The sequence below is a fragment of the Solwaraspora sp. WMMA2059 genome (assembly GCF_027497315.1).
Classification (GTDB): Bacteria; Actinomycetota; Actinomycetes; order Mycobacteriales; family Micromonosporaceae; genus Micromonospora_E.
Genome location: NZ_CP114908.1, coordinates 1983939 through 2009026 on the forward strand (window position 1 = coordinate 1983939; position 25088 = coordinate 2009026).

Consider the following 25088-nt stretch of genomic DNA (forward strand, 5'->3'; position numbering starts at 1 on the left):
TGGGGCTCTTCGTGCTCCCGGCGACAGCAGCGCAGGCTGCCACGTGGCGGTCGGCGACATCCACCGGATGGGGGCCGAGCCCGGCCGCCGGCCAGCAGAACGCGGCGAACAACGCCCGCGCGGCGCTCACCTCGCTCGCCGCAAACCTCGGCGAGACCTGCAGCAATGTCACGGTCTCTACGCCGCGACACCTCTACACCGCGCCCGACGGCTCGGCGTACGTTTACGAGGCGACAGCCACCGGCTACTGCGTACCGGCCCCGCCGCCACCGTCGTACACCGTTGCCCGCTCGGCTACCCGGCAGGGCAGCGGTGCCACCTCGACCAGCGCGATCCAGAACGGGGCCCAGGCTGCCCGCGCCGACATTCTCGCCGTCGGCGTGGCCTGCGCGAACTGGGCGACGAATGCCAGCAATGTGTTCACCGCGCCGGACGGATCCTGGCACGTCTACAACGTCACGGTCAGCGCTCTCTGCACGAACTGACAAGCCTCGGCATTCGGCAGGCTCGGGTGCGACATACGCGCAACGCACTTGGACAGTCGTCAGCCCATCGCCGTCGACGTGGCCGCCTGTCCGTAGATCAGCGCGCCCGCCCGTAGGATCCGGGGCTGTGGACCCGGCGCTCGGCACACTCACCGGGCAGCAGCGGTCGTTGTTGGACCGCTGGCTGCCCGGCGTGAGCGTCGAGCGGGACCACAGCTGGGGCCTGGTGGCGACCACCGTCCTGGAGGTGACGCATGCCGGGTCGCGGTTCATCGTCAAGGCCGGCGGCGACCGTGACCATCACCTCGCCCGCGAACTGCACGCCCACCGGCACTGGCTGCGCCCGTGGACCAGGATCGGCCGCGCTCCGGCGTTGGCGTACGGCAGTGCCGAGGCGAAGCTGCTGGTCACCCGGTTCCTGCCGGGTGAGCTGGCGCTCGGCAGCGGGCACGCCGACGACCCGGACGTCCACCGGCAGGCCGGCGAACTGCTGGCGATGCTGCACGCCCAGATTGCCGTCACCGACGATGACCACGAGCGGCGGGAGAACGACAAGTCGCTGTCCTGGCTTGCCAGCCCGCACCGGATCGACGACGACACGGTACGGCGGTTGCGCGCCGAGATCGCCAGCTGGCCGACGCCGTCGGCGACCCTGGTGCCCACCCACGGCGACTGGCATCCGCGCAACTGGCTCGTCGACGGTGGCGTGGTCAGTGTGATCGACTTCGGCCGCGCGGCGCTGCGTCCCGCGTACACCGACCTCGCCCGGCTGGCCGTCAACGACTTCCGCCGTACGCCGGGCCTCGAAGCGGCGTTCCTCGACGGCTACGGCCCCGATCCGCGTACGGCCGACGCATGGCACCGCACCCAGGTCCGGGAGGCGATCGGCACCGCCGCGTGGGCCTACCGGGTGGGCGACGAGCGGTTCGAAGCCCAGGGCCACCGCATGATCGCCGACGCGACGGGCGACCGACCCGACCGTCGGGCATGAGCAAAACGCCGCTTCAGGTACAATTTTCTGTACCTGTGCGGAGGTGATCATGCGGACGGTGAACTTCACCCAGCTGAGGCAGAATCTGGCTGCCGAGCTCGACAGCGTCGTCAACGACGCCGAGGAGGTCGTGGTGACCCGGTCGGGTCATGAGCCCAATACCGTCAACTTAACGTGTCTGGCCTGGTCAGGACCCACAACCTGATCTTGGTGCGGGGTGGTAGGGGTTTCTTGTAGTCGTCTGTCTGGCGGGGGTAGCGGCGTCCGGGTTGGCGTTGTTGGCGGGCGAAGCTGCGGATGCGGGGCGTGGCCGGTAGGAGGTTGCGTTCGTCGGTGATCTCGTAGATGACGTCGGCGACCAGATCGGCCAGGTCGTCAGGGGGAAAAGGCCGCGTCGTCACTGACGTGACGCGCGGCTGCCTGCACGGTGCGGGTGAACGATATGCGGTCGGGGTCCAGGTCGGCGTGTTCGGCACCGGCGACGATCAGCGCGCGGATGGCCTGGTAGACGCAGAGCAATGCGTAGACCTCCTGGTAGACCAGGTCCGGGCGCCCGGACCGCGGGACGACCTCGGCGCCGCCGCGCAGCCGGGTCTCCACGTCACCGATCGCGGTCTCCAGGGTCCACCGCTCGTGGTAGAGCTCGGGGAAATCCCGCAGGGGGTAGGCGTCCGGGTCGAGCAGGGTGGTCACCAGGCAGAACAGTTCGCTGACCTCACGGTTGCCGTGCTCGTCCGGCTCGGATTCCACCGTGTACCCGATCACCCGGACGCTGATGCCGGGGATCTGCTCAGGGGGTACCTTCGTCTTGCGGCGGCGCAGCCGTCGTGCCTGTTGCGGGTCGGCGATCCTCGACACATACGAGCCGTCGGCCAGGACCTGCAGCACCGGCAGGTCCACCCCCGCCTTGACTCGCAGTACCGCGTGCGCGTTGGTGGCCACGATCGCGGTCAGGTCCTCGTACGACAGGAAGTTACGGTCGGCCACGACCACGTCCCCGGTTCCCAGCCGTGGCCACAACGTGCGGGCCAGGTTCTGCTCCCCGGTGGCCAGCACGCCCACGGCGGCGCCTTGCAGGCAGCGGGTACCGACCTCGGCCAGCGCCACCACCCGGACCTGCGGATACCCCACCGGTCCGGCCGAGTTCGAGGGCATCCCGAAACGCGCCGCGTTCTCCGGCGTCCGAGCCACGTTCATGGTGAACCCGTCGGCGGCCAGCTTCCGCAACCCATGGAAGTACGCCCACGGCGCCGCGGCCGCGTCGGTCACCATCGGCCGCATCGAGGTCGCCAACACCCCCTGCATCGCCTCCGGCCCCAACCGCACCCTGGCCTTGGCCAGCGCCGCCGCCGACGGCTGCATCCCCACCTGCCGCCGCATCCGGTACCGCCGGGCCCACGACAGCCCACCCAGCAGCTTGTTCCACACCTCCACGTACGCGCTGTCGAGAAACAACACGCACGCCATCACGTAGTACGCCATCAACCGAGCCGGCAGCAGCCGATGCCGCTGCTCCCGCGCATCCCACTCCTCGATCGCCAGATCCACCGACTCCGGCGGGAACGCCGCCGTCAACACCCCGACCCCCACCAGATCCGGCAACCGAACCCGCGACCCCGCCTTGACCTGACCAGCCCTCGCCACGAGCAGAGATCATAGACCGCCCCACACTAAGTTAACGGCATTGGGTCATGAGCCGGTCGTCATCGTGCCGCTCGCCGAGTACGAGTCGATGAAGGAGACCGAGTACCTGCTCCGTAACCCGAGCAACGCCGCAGCCCTGCGGCGATCGATCGCAGAGCTGGAAAACGGCGACGCGCAGGAGCAGCAGCTCGTCGATCCAACCGCCGGACGGGACGTTGCGTGAGACTGGTTTTCACCGCGACAGCATGGGCCCAGTACCTCAGCCATACGGATCGAAAGTTGATCAAACGCATCAACGACCTCATCGCCGACGTGATGCGTAACGGTTACGAGGGCATCGGCAAGTCGGAGCCCCTTCGTGGCGAGCTGTCCGGATTCTGGTCCCGCCGGATCGATCGCGAACACCGACTCGTGTACCGGATCACCAAGGAGGACGTCGAGATCGTCGCCTGCCGGTACCACTACGAGCGTTGACCTCCTCCAGTCCCGGCGTCAGCCGGGGAGGTGGTCGGCCCAGGTAGGCACGGATGGCGGCGTCGACATCGCCGCGGCTGTGCGATCGGTCACCGTTGTCCAGGAGGTCGCGGATCCGTTTGCCATTGTCCATCGCCCAGTCCTCTCCAGCCGGTGCGCGACCCGAGGCGCTGGCCGAGGCCCGGTGGGCGTTGACCAGACTGGAGTCACCCGCCGGCCGGGCGCCGTTTCCCGCCGATCTCACCCCGGCGTACGGCGTGTTCTACCAGGGCTGGACGAACTGGCTGCGCGGCGGCGTACTCAGCCTGCAACCGCCGGGCGGTCGGGACCGGGGCGAGCTGGCCCGGTTCACCGAGGCCGCGGCGGACCTCGGCGCGACCTTCGACACCACCCTGGACACGACCGGGTCGCCGTACCTGCCGGCGTACCACGGGCAGGCCTGGCCGGTGGACTCCACGGTGGCGGTGGCGTCGCTGCGGCTGCACGACAGTCTGCTGCCGGGCCGCTTCGACGGTACGGTGGCGCGGTGGCTGGCCGGCGTACGGCAGCGTCTCGACCCGGCCACCGGCCTGCTGCCGCACCGCGTCGACCCGGTGACCGGGGCACCGGCCGAGGTGGCCCGCGGCACCTCACAGAGCCTGATCCACCGGTTCCGGCCGGAGATCGACCCGGCGTTCGCCCGCGAGCAGTACCTGACCTTCCGGGACGGGTTCGTGGCCGCGCCGCTGCGGCTCGGCCCGGCGGTGCTGGAGTACCGGGCCGGCACCAGCGGCCCGGCCGACGTCGACTCGGGGCCGCTGCCGCTGGGGGTGAGCCTGTCGGCCACCGTGGTCACCCTCGGCGCGGCCCAGGTGCACGGCGACGCGGCGTTGGCCGCCGCGCTGGCCAGCTACGGCGATTTCGCCGGCCTACCGGTCGACACCCCGAACACCCGGCGGTACGCGTTCGGGCTGATGCCGATCGGTGACGCGTTCCTCGCCTGGTCGAAGTCCGCGCGGCCGTGGGTCGCCGCCGCCGTTGATCCGCCGCCGGCCGGTGTCTCCTGGACGTGGCGGCTGCCGCTGCTGGCGCTGTTGTCCCTCGTGGCGGTGCTGCCGTGGCTGCCCGCACTGGTCCGCCGCCGGCCCGCGAGCAGGAAGCCGGTGAGCCGGTGAGCCGTTTAGTCGGCCGACAATGGCGTACGCCCCGAGGGGTCACCTCGGGGCGTACGCTCGGGGCGGCTCACCGTCGACGGGTCATCTACCGGCGAGCCGGGTCACGGGTCAGCTGGTCTCCAGCGCTCCCGCCGATCGGCCGCACACCTGGCGCAGTGCCCAGTCCTCGACCCGTACGTCACCGGCGGTGACCTGGGTCTGGCGGGTCTGCGGCATGTAGCCGTCCTTTGCCACGATCATCGTGACCGGGTTGTGCCGGTGGTCGAGCCAGTGGGCGTAGCCGCCGTCGGCGTCGGTGGTCAACGGCAGCTCCATCGTCCACGTGCTCAGCTGCACCGTCGCCCCGGTGATCGGGGTCAGGTCGCCGTCACAGCCCACGGCGGAGACCGTACCGGTGATCTTGCCCCAGGTGTCCGGCGGGGTGACGGTCATCGTCACCGGCACCGTGTCCACCGCGTACGGCGTGTCCTCGAAGACGGTGACGCCGGTGGTGTAGGTGCCCGGCTGGGCCACCTCGGCGGTCAGGGTCAGCGTCACCGTGAGGCTTTCGCCGGGGGCGATCGTGGCGGTGCCCGGGTCCACCGTCAACCATTCGGTGTCCGTCATCGACCCGCACTGGTCGAAGCCGGGCAGCAGTTCCACTGTGCTGGTCGGTTGGAATCCGGAGATCGCCGATCCGCCGACCCGGTAGAGCCCGCAGGCGCTGCCCGGCCGGAAGCTGGGGCTGTTCGCCGTCGGCAGGGGCGACCACGCGTCGGTCGCCGGGTCGTAGGCGTACCCCTCGTTGGTGATCGCCTGGGTGCCGGTGCCGCCACCGGAGATCAGCAGCTGGTTGTCGGCGGTGTGGTACGCCGAACCCCACAGGTTCACCGGCAGGTCCGCCACCTGCGTCCAGGAGTCGCTGGCCGGGTCGTAGGAATAGCTGGCGGTCACCGGCTGGCTGTCGGACAGTCCACCGGCACAGACGATCCCGCCGCTGACCGCGCCGCAGGACTGCCAGGCGATCGGCACCGGGTAGCTCGCGACGGTGTCCCAGGCGTCGGCCCGGGGGTCGTAGCGGAACACCTGGTCGCTGTACGGGGCGCAGCTGGTCGTGGTGCAGCCGCCGACCACGTACAACTCGCCGTCGAGCACCGCCGATCCGGCGGCGGCCGACGCGGCCGGCACGTCGGCACCCGTGCTCCACCCGCCGGTGGCCGGGTCGAAGATCAGCGTGTCGGTGTTCAACGTGCTCCACCCGCTGACCAGGTAGACCTTGTCGCCGATGACGCCTTCGGCGGCCTGGCTGCGGGCACCGTGCGGCATGTCGTCGAGCCGGGACCAGGCCTGGGTGACCGGGTCGTAGACGTACACCTGCGCCAGCGACGACAATCCGCTGGACCCGCCGAACGAGTACAACTTGCCGTCGACGGTGACCGCGCTGTTGTCCATCACCGTCCGGGGCAGCCCCGGCAGGCTGAGCCACGGCTCAGCCGCAGGGGTCGCCGCCGGTGCGGCACCCGGTCCGAACACCGTCGCCGACGCGGCCCCGGCGAGCTGCTCGATCGGCGCGTCCAGCGGAATCCGGCGGGTCGGTGCCCCGGCGGCCGCCGCGATCTGGCGCGACGCCGCCCGCGAACCGTCGGCACGCTGGATCTCGAACTCACCGGCTCGTTCGCTCAGCTCCACCTCGGCGGGCGCGCCGCCGGTGTTGGTGACCGTGACCTCGGCGGTCGTCGCTCCGCCGAGCGGCACCGTCGCCTCGACCGGCGAGCCGGTCACCGTCAGTCGTCCGGCCGCCAGCTTGTAGTTGTGCCGGGTGACCCAGTCCTCGGTGACCTCTGCCCATCGGGCCAGCTCCGCGTACTGGTTCACCGAAGCGGTGATCCGGTGCCGGCCGGCGGGGGAGAACAGGGCGTAGAAGCCGTCGTCGAGGTCCGGGTCCTGCGGCGTCGCGACGGTACGGGTGCCGACGGAGCCGTCCACCGGCGTCACCTCGGCGTCGGCCAGCCCGGTGCCGGTGTTGGCGTCCCGGACGAAGCCGACGGCCAGCCCGCCTTCGACCTTCACACACTCGAACTCGGTCTCGGCGATCCAGTCCACCGCGTTGCTGAAGACCCGGGCGCTGTCGTCGTGCCAGGTCTGCGGCCCGGTGTTGTAGCTGGCCGCGTGCATCGACAGCAGCACGTGCCGGTTGTTCGTCCGCTGCTGCACCCCGATGCCGACTCCGACGGTACCGACCTCCGAGGTGACGGCGTTGGCGATCACCATCCGCCCCTCGCCGCCGTACGCGTCGAAGAAGCCGTAGTACTTGGAGTAGTTGTCCGTCTCGTCGAAGGCGATCCGCCCGCCGAGCGGGAACCCTTCCACCACCGGGTGTTCCTGCATCACCTGGTACGACAGGTCACCCTCGGTATCGTAGACGATGCCGCTGCTGCGGGCCCCCGGGTTACCGGTGTACTGGCTGAGCATGTAGATGCCGTTACCGCCCACGTTGGACCAGGTGTCCAGGAACAGCACACCCACGCCGGCCGCGTCGGTGTCGGCCAGGAACCGCAGGAACGTCTCCTCGCCGGGGTTGCTGGGCCGGTTGACGATGATCGCGTCGTAGCCGGACACGTCGGTGTCCCAGCCGACCTCGGTGGTCGGGACGCCCTGGTCGTCGAGGAAGGTGCCGATCTTTCCGGCTTCGTCGCCGAGGATCCCGATCCCGGCGGAGAAGGCGTAGCCGGGCGCGGACGCGCACCGCTGCACCGGCGCGGCCACGTCCATGGTTCGGTTGCCGCCGTGCACCTGCACCGGCTGCTCGACGGTGCCGTAGCCGTCGTACTGCGGCTCCACCACCAGGGTGTACGTCGCGTGGGTCGGCAGGACCAGCCGGTACCGGCCGTTGAACGGGTTGGTGAAGGTGCTGACCTCGGTGCCGGCCACGCTGACCTTGGCGTACAGCGGCCAGCCGTGCCCGGAACCGTCCCGGACCAGCCCGCTCAGTGCCATCGTCGGCAGCGCGGTCAGCGAGACGTCCTCGATCGTCGTCCCGCCCAGGGTGACGGTCACCTCGGTGCTCCGTTCGGCGTAGCCGAACGCGGTGACCGTCACCGGGTAGGTCCCGACGGTCAACCGGACCGAGTAGGAGCCGTCCGCCGCGGTGACCCGCTCCCGGACCGTCTCGCCGCCGATGGTCACCGTCGCGCCCTCGACCGGCGCGCCGGTCGCCGCGTCGGTGACCACACCGGACAGGGTCCCGGTGTCGCCGACCGGAGCCGCTTCCAGCAGCGCCAGCGCGTCGAGGCGGCCTTCGCCGTACACGTTGTTGTCCGCTCCGGTGCCGCCGCACTGCGGGTCGGCGGTGTCGATCGCGGTACGGTCGAACAGCTCCCGGGTCGCGTCGGTGTCACCGATCAGTGCTGGGGCTGCGGACCACAGCAGTGCCGCCGTGCCGGCGACGTGCGGGGCGGCCATCGAGGTCCCGTTCTCGCTGTAGTAGCTGTCGCCTGGTCCGGACGAGCGGACCGCGACCCCGGGTGCGGAGATGTTCGGCTTGAACTCGCCGTCCTGGCCCGGACCGCGGCCGGAGAAGTAGGCGATCTCGTTGTCGACGTCGTACGCGCCGACCGAGTAGTTCACGGAGCGGCTACCGGGCGACCCACTGGACTGGCAGCCCTGCGCGCCGCTGTTGCCGTTGGACCAGATGCCGAGGATGCCGGCGGCGTCCCAGGCCAGCGACACGTCCTCCATGAAGGGGTCCAGCGAGGGCTGCGTACTGCCCCACGAGTTGTTGATGATGTGTGGACGTTTGCCGGCGTCAGGGTTCTGCCCGTCGAGGTCGGTCGGTGCCAGCAGCCACTGGCCGGAGGCGACCAGCGCCGCGTCGGTCGGGCAGCAGCCGTTCGCCGCGATCCAGTTCGCATCGGGCGCGACGCCGATCCGGTTGCCGGTGCCGCCGTCGCCGACCATCGTGCCCATCGTGTGGGTGCCGTGCGAGCCCCGGTCGCACGGGGCCGCGCCGCACCTGCTGTCCGCGTCGAACCAGTTGTAGTTGTGGTCGTACGTGCCGTCGCCCAGGTTGCCCCGGTACTGGGCGACCAGCGCCGGGTGGTCGAACTGGACACCGGTGTCCAGATTGGCGACGGTGATGCCGGCGCCCCTGGTGCCGAACTGCTCCCACACGTCGTCGGCGTTGATGTTGGCGATGCCCCACTCGACGTCCTCGGCCTGGGTGCCACGCACGCCCGCACCGTCGGCGTCGTCGCGGACCGGCTCGTCCGGGGTCGGCTCGATCAGCTGGTACTCGACCGGCTGGTAGAGGCCTTCGACGTCGGGCCGGGCCGCCAGCTCCTGGGCCAGCATCGACGAGCCGTCCAGTACGTAGATCGCGTTGCTGGCCCAGAATGCCTGGTAGGTAACGCCCTCGGTGTCGAGCAGGTGTCGGACACTGGTCTGGCTGGTGGCGGCGGTGGTTCGCAGCGCCTCGGCGACCGCCTCGCCGCGCGCCGTCCAGTCGTCGATCTGCCGTGCCTGCGCCAGGTCGGCCCGTTCGGCGAACCGGATCCACAGGTCGGTGGCGCCGTCGGACTGCAGCGACCGCTCCAGCTCGGGCTGGATCTTGTCGGCGACGCCGCGCGCCGGGTCACCGCCCGGATCCGGGCCGGGCCGGGGTGCCGCCGCCGCCGGATTCGGTGCGGCCAACGCCACACCGGCCAGCAGCACCAGCGACAACGCTCGTGCGATGGGTCTCATTGGGGGTTCCTTCCGTGGGATCGGCCACGCGGGTGGGCACGCCGTGCCCTCACAGGGGTTGGTACGGGTCACGGCGTTCCGCGCTGCAGGTCGCGCAGGTACCGGTGCCACCGTCGGGTGCCGCGTCCGCGCCCGCCTCGGGTCCGCCGGGTACGGGTCGCTCGGATTCGGGGTCGGATTCGGGCGCGGGTTCATCCGTTGACCGCCCTGGTGGCTCGTGCATGCAAGTCATGCTGCTGAGCCGGCGGATCGTTAGCTATCCAGCAGATACGTCAAAGAATCGACCGGTCGCGGTCGATGTGCCCGATCCGGTTTCAACCGGGTTGCCGGGCCGTTTCAGTCGTCCGCCGTGAGGACGCCGGCCTCCACGGCGGCGACCGCCAGCGCGGTACGGCTGGACACCCGCAGCTTGCGCATCGCCGATCGCAGCTGCTGATCCACTGTGGCCGACGACTTGGCGAGGATCCGGCCGATCTCCCGGTTGGTGTGCCCGGCCACCACCAACCGGACCACGTCCAGCTCGCGCGGGGACAGCCGGTCGCCGTACCCTTTGCGGCCGCCCCGCCACCGGCGCGGCACCTCCCCGCCGTGTTCGCGCAGCCGTCGCGCCACCCGGTCGGCGGCACCGCGCGCGCCGAGGTCGGCCAGACCGTCGTACACCTCGACCAGCAGAGCCCGTCCCGGCTCGGCCCGCTCGGCGGCCAGCAACGCCAGGGCCTGCCGCTCCCGGGCGAGTAGGGCGTCGTACGGGCGCGGCAGCGCCGCCCACGCGCGGGCGGCCCGGTCGAAGCCGGCCGCCGCCCGGTCATGGTCACCGGCTGCGTCGGCCAGCGCGGCCCGGCACACCGCCAGCGCGGCCGCCGGGCCCGGCGCGGCCCTCCCGCGTAGCCCGCCGGCGAATCGACGCACGAGTTCGGCCGCCTCGTCCGGCCGGCCGGCGGCGAGCAGCGCCGCCACCCGCGCCGGGGCGATGTCGGTGGCCCACACCCAGACCCGCTTGGCGGCGACCGCCCCGATCGGACCATCGGTGACCCGCACCGCCCGATCGGCCTGTCCGTCGTCGAGCCACAGCCGGGCCAGCATGGCGGCCGGCTCCACCGTGTCGTCGACCGCGCCGCGCCGGGCCGCCTCGTCCAGCACCACCTGGAACTGCTGCTCGGCGTGGCGTAGCTGACCGGTAGCCGCGGCCAGCCGGCCGGCCAGCCGCAGACTCCCCAGATAGACGCCCGGCCGGTCCCGGTCCGCCTCGGCCAGTTGGGCGGCCCGGTCGGCCAGGCCGTCCCACCGGCCGGTGAACCAGTCCAGGTTGGCCTGCTCGACCAGGACGTTGTAGCGCAGCCGGACCAGACCCTCGGCGTCGGCGAGAGCCAGCGCCACCGACAGGTGCCGCCCGGCGTCGGCGTACCGGCCCCAGATCAGCGCCCCGGTGCCGACGTTGGCGTGGATCCGGGCGATGTCACGTCGTTCGGCCGGCGCCGCGCCATCGGTCGGCAGCCCGGCCACCACCTCCCAGGCCTGCGGCTCGCCGAGCATCAGCAGCGCCGCCGCCCGGTTGCCGGCCAGCGACATCCGGTCGGCGGCGGACGGGATCCGCGGGATCAGCTCGGCGGCCCGGTGCAGCCACCGCAGATGGGTGGCGGCCGGCCACGGGCCGGCGTACGCCCAGCCGAGGTAGGTCATCGCACGGGCCGCCTCCACCGGGTCGGCCAGGTGCTCCACCGCCCGGCCGAGTTCGGTGAGCGCGGCCTGTGCCTCACCGCCGATGATCAGCAGCCGGCCCAGCGGGTTGCGGATGTCGGCCTGCTGCCGTGCGGTCAGCTCGGTCGACTCCAGTACGGCCCGGAGGGTGGCGACCACCCGGTGGTAGACGTCGTCGACCGGTTCGCGGCGGCCGAGCGCGGCGACGGCGGCGGTACGGGCGATCCGGGCCCGGTCCGGTGCCGCCAGTTCCGCCACGGTCAGCAGCTCGTCGAGGGTGACTGCGGCGGTGGTGTGGTCGCCGGAGGCGATCATCCGATCGGCGGCGGCCTCTGCGTACCGGGCCCAGCGCGCCACGTCACCGGCCTCGCGGAAGTGTCGGGCCAGCTGGGCGACCGGCGGCGGATTCAGACCCTCGACCGCCTGTCCGGCCAGCAGATGCAGCGTACGCCGTTCGGGGTGCGCGATGGCCTCGTAGACGGCGGTGGCGGCGAGGACGTGCCGGAACCGCCACCGGCCGCCGCCGGGGTGGTCACGTTCGTCGCTGTCCAGCAGGCCGGCGGTGGCCGCCTCGGCCAGTCCGGCCCGGCAGGCCCGGGTCAGCAGGCCGGCGGTGGCCGCCAGGGTGGCCTCGTCGGCGGGTTCGCCGAGGACGGCGGCGGCGCGCAGCACCCGCTGTGCGGCCTGGGTCAGCCGCCCGACCCGTTCCCGGGTCGAGTCCCGTACCGACGCCGGCACCTGCAGCTCACTCAGGCTCAACCGCACCCAGCGTCCGTCCCGGAACACCACGTCGGCCCGGTCACACAGCAGGCGTACCGACTCCTCGACCATCAGCGGCACGCCGCTGGTGCGCTGGTGCAGGAAGGTGGCGAACTCAGTCGACATGGGATTGCCGTCCAGCATCGACGAGACCATCGCCGCCGTGTCGGCGACGTCCAGCGGCGCCAGGGTGATCCGCAGCCGGGCGCCGCCTCCGGACGCCGGCCGGGACAGCCGCAGCAGCAGCGAGTGGTCGTCGACCTCCTCGGGGCGGTAGGTGACCAGCAGGCTCGGCCCGCCAGGTGCCGCGCGGGCGGCGAGGAACACCAGGAACTCCTGGGTGACCTCGTCGGCCCAGTGCGCGTCCTCGACGACGAGCAGGTCGATGTCGAGCGCGCGGATCAGCTCGTCCAATGCCCGGAACAGCCGGTGCCGGGCGGCGGTTGCGTCGTCCACCGGGTCCAGTGGCGGCGGCAGCTCGGCCGACCATTCCGGCAGGAGTGGGCGCAGCGCCCCGGCCAACGCGCTCAGCCGTATCCCGGTCAGCCGTGGCCGGACATCGCGCAGCGCGTCCACGATGGGCGCGAGGGTGAGCGATTCGCGTAGCGGTGGGCAGACCGCCAGCAGAGTGCCGGGGCGTGGACCGGTCTCAGTGGTCGACGTCTCCCGGACCAGGCGGCTCTTGCCGATCCCCGCCTCACCCTCCAGCAGGACCACCGCCGGGGGACGGGTGAGCGCCGTGGCCACCGCCGCCACCTCACCGGACCGTCCCACCAGCCGTGGCGCCGCTATCGGCACCGCTGTGCCCGCCGCCGCAGCGTGCCCGCTCACCCGCATCGTCGGAGCGTATCCCGCAGTTCGGGGCAGTTGGCAGGCCGTCGCCGTCGCATCCACCGGTCCTCGCGTCCCCGCCTTGTCGTGATCCGGACCGTACTGAGTCTGGTGGCCACGGGTGTCGCCCGACTAGTGTCGAAATGGATTCGAAGTTCTCCCGGCATTCGGGCGACCGCTATTCGAGTCTGTCCGGTCTGTTTGCTCAGCGCGCCCTCTCCGACATGCGACGGGTGAGTGATCGCCGTGGGCTGACCGCAATCTCCACATCCGTCGAGACAGGAGTACGGCACATGATCAGCGATGCCATGCTGCAGCAGGCAAGCGCCATTTTGGCGCAGGTCGCCGACGGCGTGAACGTCGTCGTCGTTCCGCAGTCGATGTCCGTCGGCACGGCCGAGAACCCGGCCATCTGTCTGAAGTCGGCGATCCAGGTGAACTGGGTGAAGAAGCAGATGGCCGCACCGGAGGTCCGCAAGTACGTCGAGGACGATGTGGCCTGGGACGGGATCATCGGCACCGTCGCGCTCGACACGCTGGTGATCCAGGAAGCGGTCTTCGACGGTACCATGGCCTACCGTTCAGCGGTGATCTGGCACGAGCACGGGCATGTCCTGCACGGTAAGACCGAAAACGGAAACGTCTACCTGTACGAGGTCACGAGTCTGACCAATGGCGTAGATGTGCTGGACGACGAGGAAATTCGGAACGTTCTGGAAGCGAGGTCCGGAGCGTATCGGGCGGCGGTGGAACCGGGCGTCGCGGCGCTGCGTCAGTTCCTGCAGCAGAATTGGCAGATCACGCTGTAGGAGGGTCGGCGATCCGGGTGCCGGACCGGCGCGGCAAGGCACTCGACGCCCGGATCGACCGCGGCCCACGCGGCTGTCGTGGGACCGGAGTCCACCGCGCGGGCCGCGTGCCCGGCGGTGCGGGTCACTACGGGTCACTACAGGTCACTGCGACGTGCGGGTCAGTCCGTCTCGGGTCGCAGCACGATCCGGGCGAGCAGTTCCTCGCCGTCACGGAGTCCGCGGACGCCGACCTCGGCATCGACGTCGAGACTGGACAGCTTGACCTCGTCGCCGTCGTCGATCACCCGGCACTCGTCGGCGCAGGTCCAGTCGAGGACGAAGCCGTCCGCCGACTCGACGCTGATCGTGCTGCCGTCGATGGAGTCGACCGTGCCGCGCTGCACGACGAGCGTGCGCGGCCCGCCGTCGGTCTGTACGGTCATCTCGCCGTGCAGACCGGCACCGCCCGCCCCGAGGCCGCGTAGCCAGCCGACGCGTGGGCCGGGTCGCCCCCACGGGCCACGGCGGCCGTCCCACCAGCCGGGCCGGTCGTCGCTGGAGAGACCGAAGTCGCTGTAGTCGACGGTGTCGACCGCGGCGACCGGGAGTGGATCCGCAGCGGTGTGGGAGCCGCCGGACCCGCAGCCGGTGAGGGCCAGGATCGCGACCGCCCCCGCCGCAGCACCGGTGAATGCCTTCGTGCCAACTGAACTTCTCATGTGGTCAGCATCGGCCACCGACACGAAGCCACCGTCAGGTCGATGTTCGGATCAGGTAAGGCGCCGTCGGTCCGACGGAGGCAGCCGAGCTACCGGGCCGTCCTGCGCGGCAACCGTACGGTGAACACGGCACCGCCGCCGGGGGAGTGGCCGGCTCTGATCCGCCCGCCCAGACGGTGGGCCAGCCCGGCGGCCAGGGCCAGCCCGATCCCGGTGCCGACCGACCGTCCGCCCCGGTAGCGGCGGTGCAGCGCACCGCGTTCGAAGATCACCGCGAGGTCGTCGTCGGTGAACCCCGGGCCGTCGTCGTGCACCTGCACCGCGACGAAGTCCGGCTGCCCGGCGGCGGATCCAGCCTGCCCGGTCGCCGGTTCCGGCGGTACGCCGAGCCGCACGGTGCCGCCGGCCGGCACCACCCGCAGCGCGTTGTCCAGCAGGATGTCGACGACCTGCCGGAGCCGCCCCGGGTCGGTGTGGACGGTCACCGGCGCGGCCGGTGGGGTCAGGTCGACCGTCACCCCGTTGCCGGTGAACCGGGGCCGCCAGGCATCGACGGCGTCGGTGAGCAGCGCGCCGAGGTCGACGTCGACCAGTTCCAGGGCGAAGTCGGAGGCCTCCAGCCGGGCCAGCGCCAGCAGGTCGCCGACCAGGCGGTCCAGCCGCTGCGCCTCACCGAGCATGATCTGCCCGGTACGCACGGCTCCGTCGGGGTCCACCACCCCGTCGGCGATCGCCTCGGCGTACCCGCGCAGGGTGGTCAGCGGGGTGCGCAGCTCGTGCGAGATGGACAGCAGGAAGTCCCGTTGCCGTGCCTCGCTGACGGCGAGCGCGGCGGCGAGGTCGTTGAGCGCGCGGGCCAACTGCTCGGCCTCGACGGGCGGATCCAGCGGTACCCGGATGGTGCGGTCCCCAGCGCGCAGCCGCTGCGCCGCGTGTGCGGCGGCCCGGATCGGCCGGGACAGCCGGGCGGCGAGCAGCACCCCGGCGATCAGGCCGGCGGTGAGCCCGGCGGCCAACGCCAGCCACAGGTTGCTCCAGACCAGCCGGCCGACTCCTGGTCGTACCGGCTGGAGCAGCACCACCGCCGTGCCGTCGCCGGTGGGCCGTCCTTCGATCAGGGTCGGCTGGCCGTCGACGCGGGCCGGCCGGCGGCTGGTCACCGGCGCACCGGTGGCGAGCCGGCGGACCACCTGGCCGGGCAGCTGCCGAGGCACCGTCTCGCCTGGCCGGACGAGCAGCACTTCGATGCCCTGGTCGGTGAGTTCGCCGGTCAGCCGGCCGGCGAGAGCCGTCCGCGTGCCGGTCGGGGCGTCGGTGACGGCCGCCGCGACCAGGTCGGCCTTGGCGGCCAGCGAGGCGCGGGCGCCGCGTTCCGTGCCCCGGACCCCGAGCGGGATGGCGACCGCTGCGGTGACCAGCACCGACAGTAGGGCGACCGCGCAGGCGACCCCGACGGTACGGGCGGTGATTGTGCCGGTGAGCTGGCGCCAGCCGGACCGCTGCCAGGTCTGTTCCGGCTCAACCATCGGCGGTGTAGCCGACGCCGCGTACCGTGCGGATCACGGTGGCGGCGGTGCCGAGCTTGGCCCGGACCTGGGCGACGTGCACGTCGACGGTGCGGGTGCCGGCTTGGGCGGCGTAACCCCAGACGGCGGAGAGCAGCTCCTCCCGGGTGTAGACCCGTCCGGGCCGTCGCATCAGGTGGTCCAGCAGGTCGAACTCGGTGGAGGTGAGGACGACCGGGTGGGAGTCGGCGGTGACGGTGCGCCGGGCCGGATCGAGGGTGACGCCACCGACGGTACGGACCGGTCGACCGCCGGGCGGGCCGAGGCTGCGGCGGCGGATGGCCCGCACCCGGGCGACCAGTTCGCGAGGGCTGAACGGTTTGGTGACGTAGTCGTCGGCGCCCAGCTCGAGGCCGACGACCCGGTCGATCTCGTCGTCGCGGGCGGTGAGGAAGATGACCGGGGTCCAGTCGTCGTCGGCGCGCAGCCGCTGGCAGATCTCGGTGCCGGTGATGCCGGGCAGCGCGATGTCCAGCACGGCCAGCACCGGGCGCAGCCGTCGGGCGGCGGCCAGCCCGCTGTCACCGTCGGCGCACACGTGTACGCCGAACCCGTCGCGGGTGAGGTAGAGCCGGATCAGGTCGGCGATCGGCTGTTCGTCCTCGACGACGAGCACCAGTCCCCGGTCTGGTTGCGGTGCTGCGGTCACCCGCCCATCTTGACGTGACCGGTAAACGACCGCATCAGTTTCCGGTACGGATCAGGTAAAAGTCGCTGCTGGCGGGTGATTCCCGGATTGTGAGCCGGACCGGATGCCGCATCAAATCAGATCACGGTCAATAACTGTACGGGCACGTGGTGTGTTCATTAGGTTGGCTAGATATCGCTCCTTGTGAATGGAGGTGGACCGGTGTCTGTCCGCACTGGATCCGACAACGGCCGCGGCTTGGTCCGCCGTGGCATCGCCCTGCTCGCCACCGGGCTACTGACCGCCACCGCCGCCGTGGTAGGAGCCGCCGCGCCGGCTCAGGCGGCCGTCGCTGACCGCTGGGGTTTCGCCTACCTGCACACGCCGACCCCGGCACCCGGCACCATCCTCGACACCACCCGGCAGTGGGGCAGCTGGAAGGCCACCGCACCCGCGCTCTGGGCGACCGTCGACCAGGTCGGTGTCGGGCGCTACCAGGTGCGGTTCCCGCTGGCTGCCTCACCCAACGGTGTCGTTCACGTCACCACGGTCGACAACGCACCACGATGGTGCCAGGTGGTCTCGAACGCCCCCGCCGGACCTGACCACATGGTGATCGTGCAGTGCTACCGGCCCGGTGGCGTACCGGACAACGCCCGGTTCGTCGTCGACTACACCTCCGCCTCCGGGATGCTGCCGCCGGGGTCGGACGCGTTCGGCTACGTCAGGGCGAACCCGGCCGGGGCGATGCTGTCGTCCTACAACTCGATGGGTGCCGGCAACACGGTCACCCAGCTCGGCACCGGCTTCTACGAGGTGAAGCTCAACGGACTCGGCACCGCCCTGCTGGACGGCAACCTGCAGGCCACCGCCGAGCACCCGTTCGGTCCTCGGCGGTGCAAGATCGCCCAGTGGTCCCCCAGCGGCGGCGCGATCCTGGCGTACGTGTTCTGCTTCGACCCAGCCGGGTCGTTCATCGACAGCTACTTCAACCTGACCTACCACCGGGAGCGGCCGATCTTCGGCTCGGTGCCGCCGACCCGGTTCGCCTACCTGCTGAGTTCGCCCTTCGGCGGGTCGACCAACTTCAACTCCGCCGGTGGGGCCAACAGCATCGCGGTCTCCGGCGTCGGGCAGTACCTGGTGACACTGCCGTCGGTGGGTGTCCCGGCGAGCACCGTGCAGGTCACCGCGCTCGGCACCAGCCCGGACTACTGCAACCTGCAGACACCGTGGGTGCTGTCCGCCAACACGGCGCTGGTTCGCAACGTGATCTGCTTCAACGCCGGAGGTTCGCAGGCACCGAACAACTTCTTCCTCACCTATTCGTCGAGCACCTGACCGGTGAGGGGTCGGGACGGCAACCGTCCCGACCCCTCGCGTACAGACCGACCGGTCAGGCTAGACCCGCCCGGCGCAGCGCGTCGGCGAGCGCACCCTCGGGCTGGCCCCCGCCGCGCTGCCCGCCCCGACCGTCCCTGCCGCCGCGGCCATCCCGGTCACCGCGGCCGCCCTTGCCGTCGCGACTCTGCTGCCGGGGCTGCCCGCCCCGGCCGGGGCCGCCCCGGCCACCGTCCGCACCGTTTCGTTGCCCCGGCGCTCGCCCGGCACCCGGCTCGTCGTCCAGCCGCAGCGTCAACGAGATACGTTTGCGGGCGACGTCCACGTCGAGCACCTTCACCCGGACGATGTCACCGGGCTTGGCCACGTCGCGGGGATCCTTGACGAAGGTCTTCGACATCGCCGACACGTGCACCAGACCGTCCTGATGCACCCCGACGTCCACGAACGCGCCGAACGCGGCCACATTGGTCACCGCGCCCTCCAGGACCATGCCGGGCCGCAGGTCGGCGAGGGTCTCCACGCCGTCGGCGAAGGTGGCGGTACGGAACGCCGGACGCGGGTCGCGGCCCGGCTTCTCCAACTCGGCGAGGATGTCGGTGACCGTCGGCAGACCGAACACGGCGTCAACGAACTTCTCCGGCCTGATCCGGCGCAACGACTTCGTGTCGCCGATCAACGTCCGCAGGTCGCTGCCGGTCTCGGTGAGGATCCGACGGACCACCGGGTAGGCTTCCGGGTGCACACTGGACGAATCGAGCGGGTCGTCGCCGTCGCGGATGCGCAGGAAGCCGGCACACTGTTCGAACGCCTTCGGCCCCAGCCGGGCCACGGTCCGCAGCGCCTCCCGGGACCGGAACGGCCCGTGCGCGTCGCGGTGCAGCACGATGTTCTCGGCCAGCCCGGCACCGATGCCGGAGACCCGGGTCAGCAGCGGTGCCGACGCGGTGTTCACGTCCACCCCGACCCCGTTGACGCAGTCCTCGACCACCGCGTCGAGTGACCGGGACAGCTTCGTCTCGGAGATGTCATGCTGGTACTGCCCGACGCCGATCGACCGAGGGTCGATCTTGACCAGCTCGGCGAGCGGGTCCTGCAGCCGGCGGGCGATGGAGACCGCGCCCCGCAACGACACGTCGAGGTCCGGCAGCTCCTGGGAGGCGTACGCCGAAGCCGAGTAGACCGACGCGCCGGCCTCGGAGACCATCACCTTGGTCAGCTGCAATTCGGGGTGCCGAGCCATCAGGTCGGCGACCAGCTTGTCGGTCTCCCGCGACGCGGTGCCGTTGCCGATCGCCACCAGGTCCACCCGGTGCGCGGCGGCCAACTTTGCCAGCGTGTCGATGGAGGCGTCCCACTGCCGGCGCGGCTCGTGCGGGTATACCGTCTCGGTGGCCACCACCTTGCCGGTGGCGTCGACGACGGCCACCTTCACCCCGGTGCGTACGCCCGGGTCCAGACCCATCGTGGCCCGGCTGCCGGCCGGCGCGGCCAGCAGCAGGTCCCGCAGGTTGGCCGCGAACACCCGGACCGCCTCGTCCTCGGCCGCCTGCCACAGCCGCATCCGCAGGTCAGCGCCGAGGTGGATCAGGATCCGGGTACGCCACGCCCAGCGGACCGTGTCGGCCAGCCACTTGTCCGCGGGCCGACCCTGGTCGCTGACGCCGAAGCGGCCGGCGATGATCGGCTCGTAGCTGCTCGGCCCGGCGACCGCGTCGGCCGGCACCTCCTCCGGCTCCATGGTCAGGTCGAGGACCTGCTCCTTCTCACCCCGGAACATGGCCAGCACCCGGTGCGACGGCAGCTTGGTGAACGGTTCGGCGAAGTCGAAGTAGTCGGCGAACTTGGCCCCCTCGGTCTGGCGTCCCTCGCGTACCCGGGCGGTGAGCCGGCCCCGCGACCACATCCGCTCCCGCAGCCCACCAATCAGGTCGGCGTCCTCGGCGAAGCGTTCCACGAGGATCGCCCGCGCGCCGTCGAGCGCCGCCGCCGCGTCGGCCACACCCTTGTCGGCGTCGACGTAGCCGGCGGCCGCGGTCCGCGGGTCCTGACCCGGATCGCCGAGCAGCAGATCCGCGAGCGGCTCCAGGCCTGCCTCGCGGGCAATCTGCGCCTTGGTCCGCCGTTTCGGCTTGTACGGCAGGTAGATGTCCTCCAGCCGGGCCTTCGAGTCGGCCGCCATGATCTGCGCGGTCAGCGCCTCGTCGAGCTTGCCCTGGCTGCGGATCGACTCCAGGATCGCGTCGCGGCGCTCGTCCAGCTCGCGCAGGTAGCGCAGCCGCTCCTCGAGGGTACGCAGCTGGGCGTCGTCGAGCATCCCGGTGGCTTCCTTGCGGTACCGGGCGATGAACGGCACCGTCGCGCCGCCATCGAGCAGTTCGACGGCGGACGCCACCTGCCCGGCCCGTACTCCCAGTTCTTCGGCGATCCGCTGATCAATCCCTGTGGTCACGTCGCGTGCCCCGCTCCAACTCCCCGGCTGCCGGGCGGGGGTGCTCCCGTCCGGCCCGATGCCTGTGGCCCGGCACCCGTCGTGCGGCCGGTGCCGGGGACCACGGTGGGTGGTCCGGGAAGCATTCTGCCGGCTATCGACCGTCGGTGTCGCGCCACCACGCGACCCGGTCCGCGGCGCAGGTCACCAGGCGATCGACGTGTCCCGCTGCGGCCACAGCCGTACCGCCAGCCGGGACCGTGGCACCGGGTGGTTGATCGCGTCGACCACCGCCGTCAGCTGCGGATCGAGCCGGCTCGCGATAGCCGTCAGTTGTCGACGCACCGTCGCCCCGTACATAGTCACGAACCAGCCTTCGGTGCCGGTGGCACGGACGATCTGGGCCAGCGCGGCGGTCCGGGCGTCCACCGCGACGACCCGGCCGAGGGCGTGCCCGAGCCGGACCCGGGGGCCGACCGCGCGGACCGGATCCATCGCCGGGAACCGGGTCGTCATGCGGCGGGTCACCGGATGGCGGACCTGTTCGGTGCGCAGCACGCCGAGGGTCTCCAGATCCTCGGCGACCACCCCGGGCAGCCCTGGTCGCATCAGGGCGATCCAGTCCGGCACCGGTTGGCGCTGTTCCAGCCGCAGTTCGGCCAGCAGCGGGTCGGCGACCGGGTCACCGAGCGGCTGCCCGTCGACCGGCACCAGCAGGCCGTCGCGGACCTCGGCACGACCGGCGAGGATCAGCGTGGCGATCGCGGTGCCGGCGAGCCCGGCACCGAGCAGATCCCGGCCGACCATCGGCCGGCCGGTGCTGTCGTCGAGCGCAACCAGGAAGAACTCCTCGGTCAGCGTCAACTCCGTCGGAGTTCGAGCACGGCGCATCGAGTCGTCCCCTGCGGCGGTTTCTGGTGCGCGAGCCGAGCAGGGCCGCGGGCGCGGCCCGGCAAGGATGGTTGACCTTGCTGAAGCGGAACCTTACGACGCCGGACCAATCAGCTCAAGCCATTCCTTTGTTGGAGACCGGTGAATGGTCCTTCGACAGCGCCGAAATGCCACCCCGGACCAGGTACGGCACCGGCACCGGGTTAGCGTCTGCTGGTGGACCCGGCACCAGCAGTCCGGTCGGCCACCGAGCCGGCCGGGGACCTCCGCGCCCGCCGCCTGTTCGGCCGACGGGCCGCCGCCGCCAGCGATCTGGCGGCGAGTCCGTTCCGGGCCGACCGCGACCGGATCGTCTCCTCACCGTTCTTTGCCCGGCTGGGCGGCGTGACCCAGGTGATCAGCCCGGGCGGCTCCGGCCTGCTGGTGCACAACCGGCTCACCCACAGCCTCAAGGTGGCCCAGGTGGGCCGGGCCGTCGCCGAGCGACTGGCCGCCGACGAGCGGTACCGGACCCTGCTCGACGAGCTCGGCGGCTGCGACCCGGACGTGGTCGAGGCGGCAGCGCTCGCCCACGACCTGGGCCACCCGCCGTTCGGGCACCTTGGTGAACGGGTGTTGGACCGGGTGACCCGGCACCGGCTCGGTCTGCCGGACGGTTTCGAGGGAAACGCGCAGTCCTACCGGATCGTGACCAGCACCGAGATCCGGGGCGAGGCGGCCGTCGGTCTGGACCTGACCGCAGCGGTGCGGGCCGCCATGCTCAAGTACCCGTGGACCCGGCGCACCTATCCGCAGCCGCATCCGAGCCTGCTGCGCCCGGCGCCCCGTGGCGCCGCGGTCGCGCCCGACGATCCGGCGGTCGGGTCGGTCAAGTTCGGCGCCTACACCACCGAGGCGGCCGACCTGCGGCAGGCCCGGGCGCCGTTCGCCGGGGTGCTCGATCCGTGGCAACAGACCGTCGAAGCCTCGATAATGGACACCGCCGACGACATCGCGTACGCCATCCACGACGTGGAGGACTTCCACCGGGTCGGCGTACTGCAGCAGGGCCCGGTCGCCGGTGAACTCGTCACCTGGCAGCGCTCCGCCGCCGAGCTGCGGGAGTTCACCGACGCGGAGATCGCCGCCAGCGCGCACCGCCCCGGCCGGTCCATCGAGCGGCTCCGCCGCCAGCTGCACCGCAAGGACAGTTGGATCGCCTCCGACGAGGCGTTCGCCGCCGCCGTCGAACACGTCCGTCAGGAGCTGGTGGACGGCCTGCTGATGGTGCCGTTCGACGGGTCGATCGAAGCGGAGGGAAGCATCAGCACGTTCTCCGCGCGGTGGACCCGGCGACTGGTCGGCGCGATCGGCGTCACTGCCAACCCGCCGGTACGCTCCGGCCACGTGCTGCTGGCGACCGCCCAGTGGCACGAGGTGCAGGTGCTCAAGTTCGTGCACCACCGGTTCGTCCTCGCCCGGCCGGACCTGGCGCTGCATCAGCGCGGTCAGGCCGATCTGCTGGCCACCCTGGTCGACGCGCTGCACGCCTGGGTGACCGACCCGGACGAGCAGGGGCGGCTGCCCCGCCGACTGCACGACCTGGTCGAGCTGGCCGAGGCGGAGCTGGCGGCGACCACCGGCACCGGTGCCGTCCCCGGGGTGAGCGGCGCCCCGGGCGGCAGCCTGGTCGCCGCCGCTCAGGGTCGGGCGATCGTCGACTACGTTGCCTCACTCACCGACGGCCAGGCGGTCGCGTTGCTGGGCGCGTTGACCGGCCGGTCCGGGCAGCTGTGGACCGACGCGTTCGTGCTGTGAGCAAGCGTTCGTGCGGTGACCGGCCCGTTCGGGTGGTGAGTGCCGGTCCTGGCGGCGGTCAGTCCCGCCAGCCGTAGTCCAGCCCCACCAGGCTGGTGCCGACGGTGACCCGGGCCAGTACGCCGACCAGCGCCGCCCGCCGCTGGTCGCGACTGACCACGTCGGCGGCGTCGGCGTTCAGCTGTACGTACCGCTGCCACACTTGCTGTTCGATCTCCTCGGCGTTGATCAGGGAACGGTCACATTCCGTGTCGGGGCAGGCATAGTGGCGGGTGCCGTCGTCGGTGCTGGCCGGAATCAACAGGCGGTCACCGCACCACAGCAGACCGCGCAGGATGTAGAGGTCGGAACCGGTCGTATCACGGCGTGCAGGGTTGACCATGATGCCCATGTCTCATCGCCTCCTGCCAGTGTGTACGGACCGGAGAGCTGTCCGGTTCGCCGGATCGCCGCAGCAATGGGCGGGCTGTCGCGCATCGGGCGGGCCACCGACGGCGTCAGGAGCGGCGGCCGCCTCCCGGCCGGAGGTTCTGCAGCCGCACCTGACCCCGGGCGACCAGTTGTCCGTCACCGTCGGTGATATGAACCTGCCACAGCTGTTGGCTGTAGCCGCGGTGGACCGCAGTACCGACGGCGATCAGTTCCCCGCCGGAGACCGCCTTCAGGAAGTCGGTCTGATTGGCCACCCCCACCACCCGGCCCTCGTCACCGAGCCAGGTCGCCGCGCCGATGCTCGCCGCGCTCTCCACCAGCGCGCAGTACGCCCCGCCGTGCACGATCCCGAACGGTTGGTGCAGCGCCGGGGTCACCGGCAGCCGCAGCTCCACCCGCTCCGCGGAGATCTCTTCGGCCCGTACGCCGAGCTGTGCGTCGAACCCACCAACTCGCCTGTCCATGGTGCCTCCCGTCGGAGGGCGGTGCCGCCCCGTCGGCGAGCGTAGTCAACCGGTGAGAGCGTCCCGCCGGGGATCCGGCCCGGTCTGCCGCCGGTCCCGCGTCGGCGGTTCGGGTGGTCCGGGCGGAGTTGCCGGCGGAGTCGGCCTGAGTCGACGCATCGCCGGCAGCTCGACCCACCGGTGTAGCGGCACCGCCAACAGGTAGGACCCGACCAGGAACGCCAGCGTCAACCCGACCGCCTGCCCGGTGGCCCACTCCCGGTCCCGGCCGACGAGGTGCATCACGGTCACGATCACCACGAGATGAAGCAGGAAGAACGCGTATGACACCTCGCCCAGGTGGACCGCGACCCGGTGGCGCCACCAGGACCGCCGGCCGTGCAGGTCGGCCAGTGCCGCCGCCGGGACCAGCAGACCGATCGTCACGATCGTCGCTGCGGTGTCGCGGGCCTGCGCCGGCAGCCACTCGACGGCGAGATAGTTCACCACCCACAGAGCGGTGGCCACCCGCAGTCCCGGACCCCGCCAGGCGCCCCGCCGCACCAGCAGCGCCAGCACGATGCCGAGCAGGAACTCCAACATCCGTACCGGCGGGAAGATGTAGACGAACCAGCGGCGGTGTTCCGCCGCGATCAGCAGGTCGGCCACCACCGGCATCAGCCAGACGGCGGCCGGCAGGGCGACGGCGGCGACCCGCAGCGCCGTCGTGCCGAGCCGGCGCAGTCCCGCGTACAACAGGGGGAACGCCAGGTAGAACGCCATTTCGCAGGACAGCGACCAGGTGACCGGGTTGATCCCCAGGTAGTACACGTCCGACGGATGCCAGGCCTGGACCAGCGGTGCTGAGAAGGCCAGCAGCCGCGGCCAGATGTCCGGCAGTCGTGCTGTCAGCATCAGGCCGACGACGGCCGGCACCAGGGCGACCAGATGCGCCGGGTAGACCCGCGCCAGGCGTCCCCACCAGAACCGACCCGGCCGGTAGCCGGGGCGGACCGACCAGGTGAGGACGAAACCGGACAGCACAAAGAAGAACGAAACGCCCAGGTCACCGCCGTTGAACAGGATGCCGGCGACCCGGTCGGCCGGCGGGTCAGCCAACGGGATGAACGAGTAGGCGTGCACGCCGAAGACCAGTAGCGCAGCGGCGAACCGCAGCCCGGTCAGCGACGGCAGCCGGCCCGGCGAGGGAGGGGTGGCAGGCACCGGGTCAACATATCCACCGACTTCGCACGTCAAACCGGCGATATCCGACCGAGCCATACGCCAAACGGACG

At 71.6% G+C, this 25088-nt stretch carries 21 protein-coding genes; 9 read left to right on the forward strand and 12 right to left on the reverse strand.

Going from position 1 to position 25088, the window contains the following annotated elements:
• Nucleotides 1-11 precede the first annotated feature (11 nt).
• From O7553_RS09085 to O7553_RS30145, 3 genes are all read left to right on the forward strand, one after another.
• Nucleotides 12-485, forward strand: a complete 474-nt coding sequence (locus O7553_RS09085; protein ID WP_278168465.1) for a hypothetical protein — start codon at nucleotides 12-14, stop codon at nucleotides 483-485.
• A gap of 127 nt (nucleotides 486-612) precedes the next feature.
• Nucleotides 613-1476, forward strand: a complete 864-nt coding sequence (locus O7553_RS09090; RefSeq protein ID WP_281554373.1) for a phosphotransferase — start codon at nucleotides 613-615, stop codon at nucleotides 1474-1476.
• Nucleotides 1477-1525: 49 nt separating this feature from the next.
• A complete protein-coding gene (locus tag O7553_RS30145; RefSeq protein WP_348650088.1) occupies nucleotides 1526-1681 on the forward strand; it encodes a type II toxin-antitoxin system Phd/YefM family antitoxin in 156 nt (51 codons plus the stop codon).
• Here the strand turns inward: O7553_RS30145 and O7553_RS09095 are convergent.
• On the reverse strand, nucleotides 1641-1877 hold the full coding sequence (locus O7553_RS09095) for a hypothetical protein (RefSeq protein WP_281550650.1): 237 nt from the start codon (nucleotides 1875-1877) through the stop codon (nucleotides 1641-1643). The genes O7553_RS30145 and O7553_RS09095 overlap by 41 nt on opposite strands.
• Entirely contained in the window at nucleotides 1852-3120 is a 1269-nt protein-coding gene (locus O7553_RS09100) for an IS4 family transposase (RefSeq protein ID WP_281554374.1), read from the reverse strand. Before O7553_RS09100 ends, O7553_RS09095 begins: the two co-directional genes overlap by 26 nt.
• 40 nt (nucleotides 3121-3160) lie before the next feature.
• Here O7553_RS09100 and O7553_RS09105 point away from each other — a divergent pair, with 40 nt between their 5' ends.
• The 3 genes from O7553_RS09105 to O7553_RS09115 all read left to right on the forward strand — a co-directional run bounded on the left by O7553_RS09105 (nucleotide 3161) and on the right by O7553_RS09115 (nucleotide 4748).
• A complete protein-coding gene (locus O7553_RS09105; RefSeq protein WP_281554375.1) occupies nucleotides 3161-3343 on the forward strand; it encodes a type II toxin-antitoxin system Phd/YefM family antitoxin in 183 nt (60 codons plus the stop codon).
• Entirely contained in the window at nucleotides 3340-3594 is a 255-nt protein-coding gene (locus tag O7553_RS09110) for a Txe/YoeB family addiction module toxin (RefSeq protein ID WP_281554376.1), read from the forward strand. The genes O7553_RS09105 and O7553_RS09110 overlap by 4 nt, the downstream gene beginning before the upstream one ends.
• 119 nt (nucleotides 3595-3713) lie before the next feature.
• Nucleotides 3714-4748 (forward strand): hypothetical protein, encoded by a 1035-nt coding sequence (locus O7553_RS09115; protein WP_281554377.1) that lies wholly within the window; start codon nucleotides 3714-3716, stop codon nucleotides 4746-4748.
• 108 nt (nucleotides 4749-4856) lie between these two features.
• On the opposite strand, the gene O7553_RS09120 is transcribed toward O7553_RS09115, so the two are convergent.
• Complete coding sequence (locus O7553_RS09120; RefSeq protein ID WP_281554378.1) at nucleotides 4857-9467, reverse strand: S8 family serine peptidase; 4611 nt, start codon at nucleotides 9465-9467, stop codon at nucleotides 4857-4859.
• Between the two features lie 336 nt (nucleotides 9468-9803).
• Nucleotides 9804-12761, reverse strand: a complete 2958-nt coding sequence (locus tag O7553_RS09125) for a LuxR family transcriptional regulator (protein WP_281554379.1) — start codon at nucleotides 12759-12761, stop codon at nucleotides 9804-9806.
• A 137-nt stretch (nucleotides 12762-12898) separates the two neighbouring features.
• Here O7553_RS09125 and O7553_RS09130 point away from each other — a divergent pair, with 137 nt between their 5' ends.
• Entirely contained in the window at nucleotides 12899-13564 is a 666-nt protein-coding gene (locus tag O7553_RS09130) for a hypothetical protein (RefSeq protein WP_281554380.1), read from the forward strand.
• A 161-nt stretch (nucleotides 13565-13725) separates the two neighbouring features.
• Here O7553_RS09130 and O7553_RS09135 read toward each other — a convergent pair whose 3' ends face one another.
• The 3 genes from O7553_RS09135 to O7553_RS09145 form a co-directional block, all read right to left on the reverse strand.
• A complete protein-coding gene (locus O7553_RS09135; protein WP_281554381.1) occupies nucleotides 13726-14265 on the reverse strand; it encodes a hypothetical protein in 540 nt (179 codons plus the stop codon).
• An 89-nt stretch (nucleotides 14266-14354) separates the two neighbouring features.
• On the reverse strand, nucleotides 14355-15791 hold the full coding sequence (locus O7553_RS09140; protein WP_281554382.1) for a HAMP domain-containing sensor histidine kinase: 1437 nt from the start codon (nucleotides 15789-15791) through the stop codon (nucleotides 14355-14357).
• Nucleotides 15784-16479 carry a response regulator transcription factor gene (locus tag O7553_RS09145; RefSeq protein WP_281554383.1) on the reverse strand — a complete coding sequence of 232 codons (696 nt, stop codon included), beginning with the start codon at nucleotides 16477-16479 and terminating at the stop codon, nucleotides 15784-15786. Before O7553_RS09145 ends, O7553_RS09140 begins: the two co-directional genes overlap by 8 nt.
• Nucleotides 16480-16680: 201 nt before the next feature.
• Here O7553_RS09145 and O7553_RS09150 point away from each other — a divergent pair, with 201 nt between their 5' ends.
• Nucleotides 16681-17799 carry a hypothetical protein gene (locus O7553_RS09150; protein ID WP_281554384.1) on the forward strand — a complete coding sequence of 373 codons (1119 nt, stop codon included), beginning with the start codon at nucleotides 16681-16683 and terminating at the stop codon, nucleotides 17797-17799.
• Nucleotides 17800-17854: 55 nt separating this feature from the next.
• Here O7553_RS09150 and O7553_RS09155 read toward each other — a convergent pair whose 3' ends face one another.
• Nucleotides 17855-20251 (reverse strand): Tex family protein, encoded by a 2397-nt coding sequence (locus O7553_RS09155; RefSeq protein ID WP_281554385.1) that lies wholly within the window; start codon nucleotides 20249-20251, stop codon nucleotides 17855-17857.
• A gap of 183 nt (nucleotides 20252-20434) precedes the next feature.
• Nucleotides 20435-21121 (reverse strand): GPP34 family phosphoprotein, encoded by a 687-nt coding sequence (locus O7553_RS09160; protein ID WP_281554386.1) that lies wholly within the window; start codon nucleotides 21119-21121, stop codon nucleotides 20435-20437.
• A gap of 216 nt (nucleotides 21122-21337) precedes the next feature.
• On the opposite strand from O7553_RS09160, the gene dgt reads away from it, so the two are divergent.
• Complete coding sequence (gene dgt / locus O7553_RS09165) at nucleotides 21338-22918, forward strand: dGTP triphosphohydrolase (RefSeq protein WP_281554387.1); 1581 nt, start codon at nucleotides 21338-21340, stop codon at nucleotides 22916-22918.
• A 58-nt stretch (nucleotides 22919-22976) separates the two neighbouring features.
• Here dgt and O7553_RS09170 read toward each other — a convergent pair whose 3' ends face one another.
• The 3 genes from O7553_RS09170 to O7553_RS09180 form a co-directional block, all read right to left on the reverse strand.
• On the reverse strand, nucleotides 22977-23309 hold the full coding sequence (locus tag O7553_RS09170; protein ID WP_281554388.1) for a zinc ribbon domain-containing protein: 333 nt from the start codon (nucleotides 23307-23309) through the stop codon (nucleotides 22977-22979).
• A 106-nt stretch (nucleotides 23310-23415) separates the two neighbouring features.
• Nucleotides 23416-23814, reverse strand: coding sequence for a PaaI family thioesterase (locus tag O7553_RS09175; RefSeq protein WP_281554389.1), 399 nt, complete (start codon nucleotides 23812-23814; stop codon nucleotides 23416-23418).
• A gap of 45 nt (nucleotides 23815-23859) precedes the next feature.
• Nucleotides 23860-25017: an acyltransferase gene (locus O7553_RS09180; RefSeq protein ID WP_281554390.1), complete on the reverse strand. Its 1158-nt coding sequence runs from the start codon at nucleotides 25015-25017 to the stop codon at nucleotides 23860-23862.
• Nucleotides 25018-25088: the final 71 nt, after the last annotated feature.

Bases quoted from the DNA above. Each gene is read 5' to 3' on its own strand.
- O7553_RS09140 (WP_281554382.1), bottom strand. From the start codon at position 15,791: ATGGTTGAGCCGGAACAGACCTGGCAGCGGTCCGGCTGGCGCCAGCTC.
- O7553_RS30145 (WP_348650088.1), top strand. From the start codon at position 1,526: ATGCGGACGGTGAACTTCACCCAGCTGAGGCAGAATCTGGCTGCCGAG.
- O7553_RS09125 (WP_281554379.1), bottom strand. From the start codon at position 12,761: ATGCGGGTGAGCGGGCACGCTGCGGCGGCGGGCACAGCGGTGCCGATA.
- O7553_RS09135 (WP_281554381.1), bottom strand. From the start codon at position 14,265: ATGAGAAGTTCAGTTGGCACGAAGGCATTCACCGGTGCTGCGGCGGGG.
- O7553_RS09170 (WP_281554388.1), bottom strand. From the start codon at position 23,309: ATGGGCATCATGGTCAACCCTGCACGCCGTGATACGACCGGTTCCGAC.
- O7553_RS09120 (WP_281554378.1), bottom strand. From the start codon at position 9,467: ATGAGACCCATCGCACGAGCGTTGTCGCTGGTGCTGCTGGCCGGTGTG.
- O7553_RS09175 (WP_281554389.1), bottom strand. From the start codon at position 23,814: ATGGACAGGCGAGTTGGTGGGTTCGACGCACAGCTCGGCGTACGGGCC.
- O7553_RS09130 (WP_281554380.1), top strand. From the start codon at position 12,899: ATGGATTCGAAGTTCTCCCGGCATTCGGGCGACCGCTATTCGAGTCTG.
- O7553_RS09160 (WP_281554386.1), bottom strand. From the start codon at position 21,121: ATGCGCCGTGCTCGAACTCCGACGGAGTTGACGCTGACCGAGGAGTTC.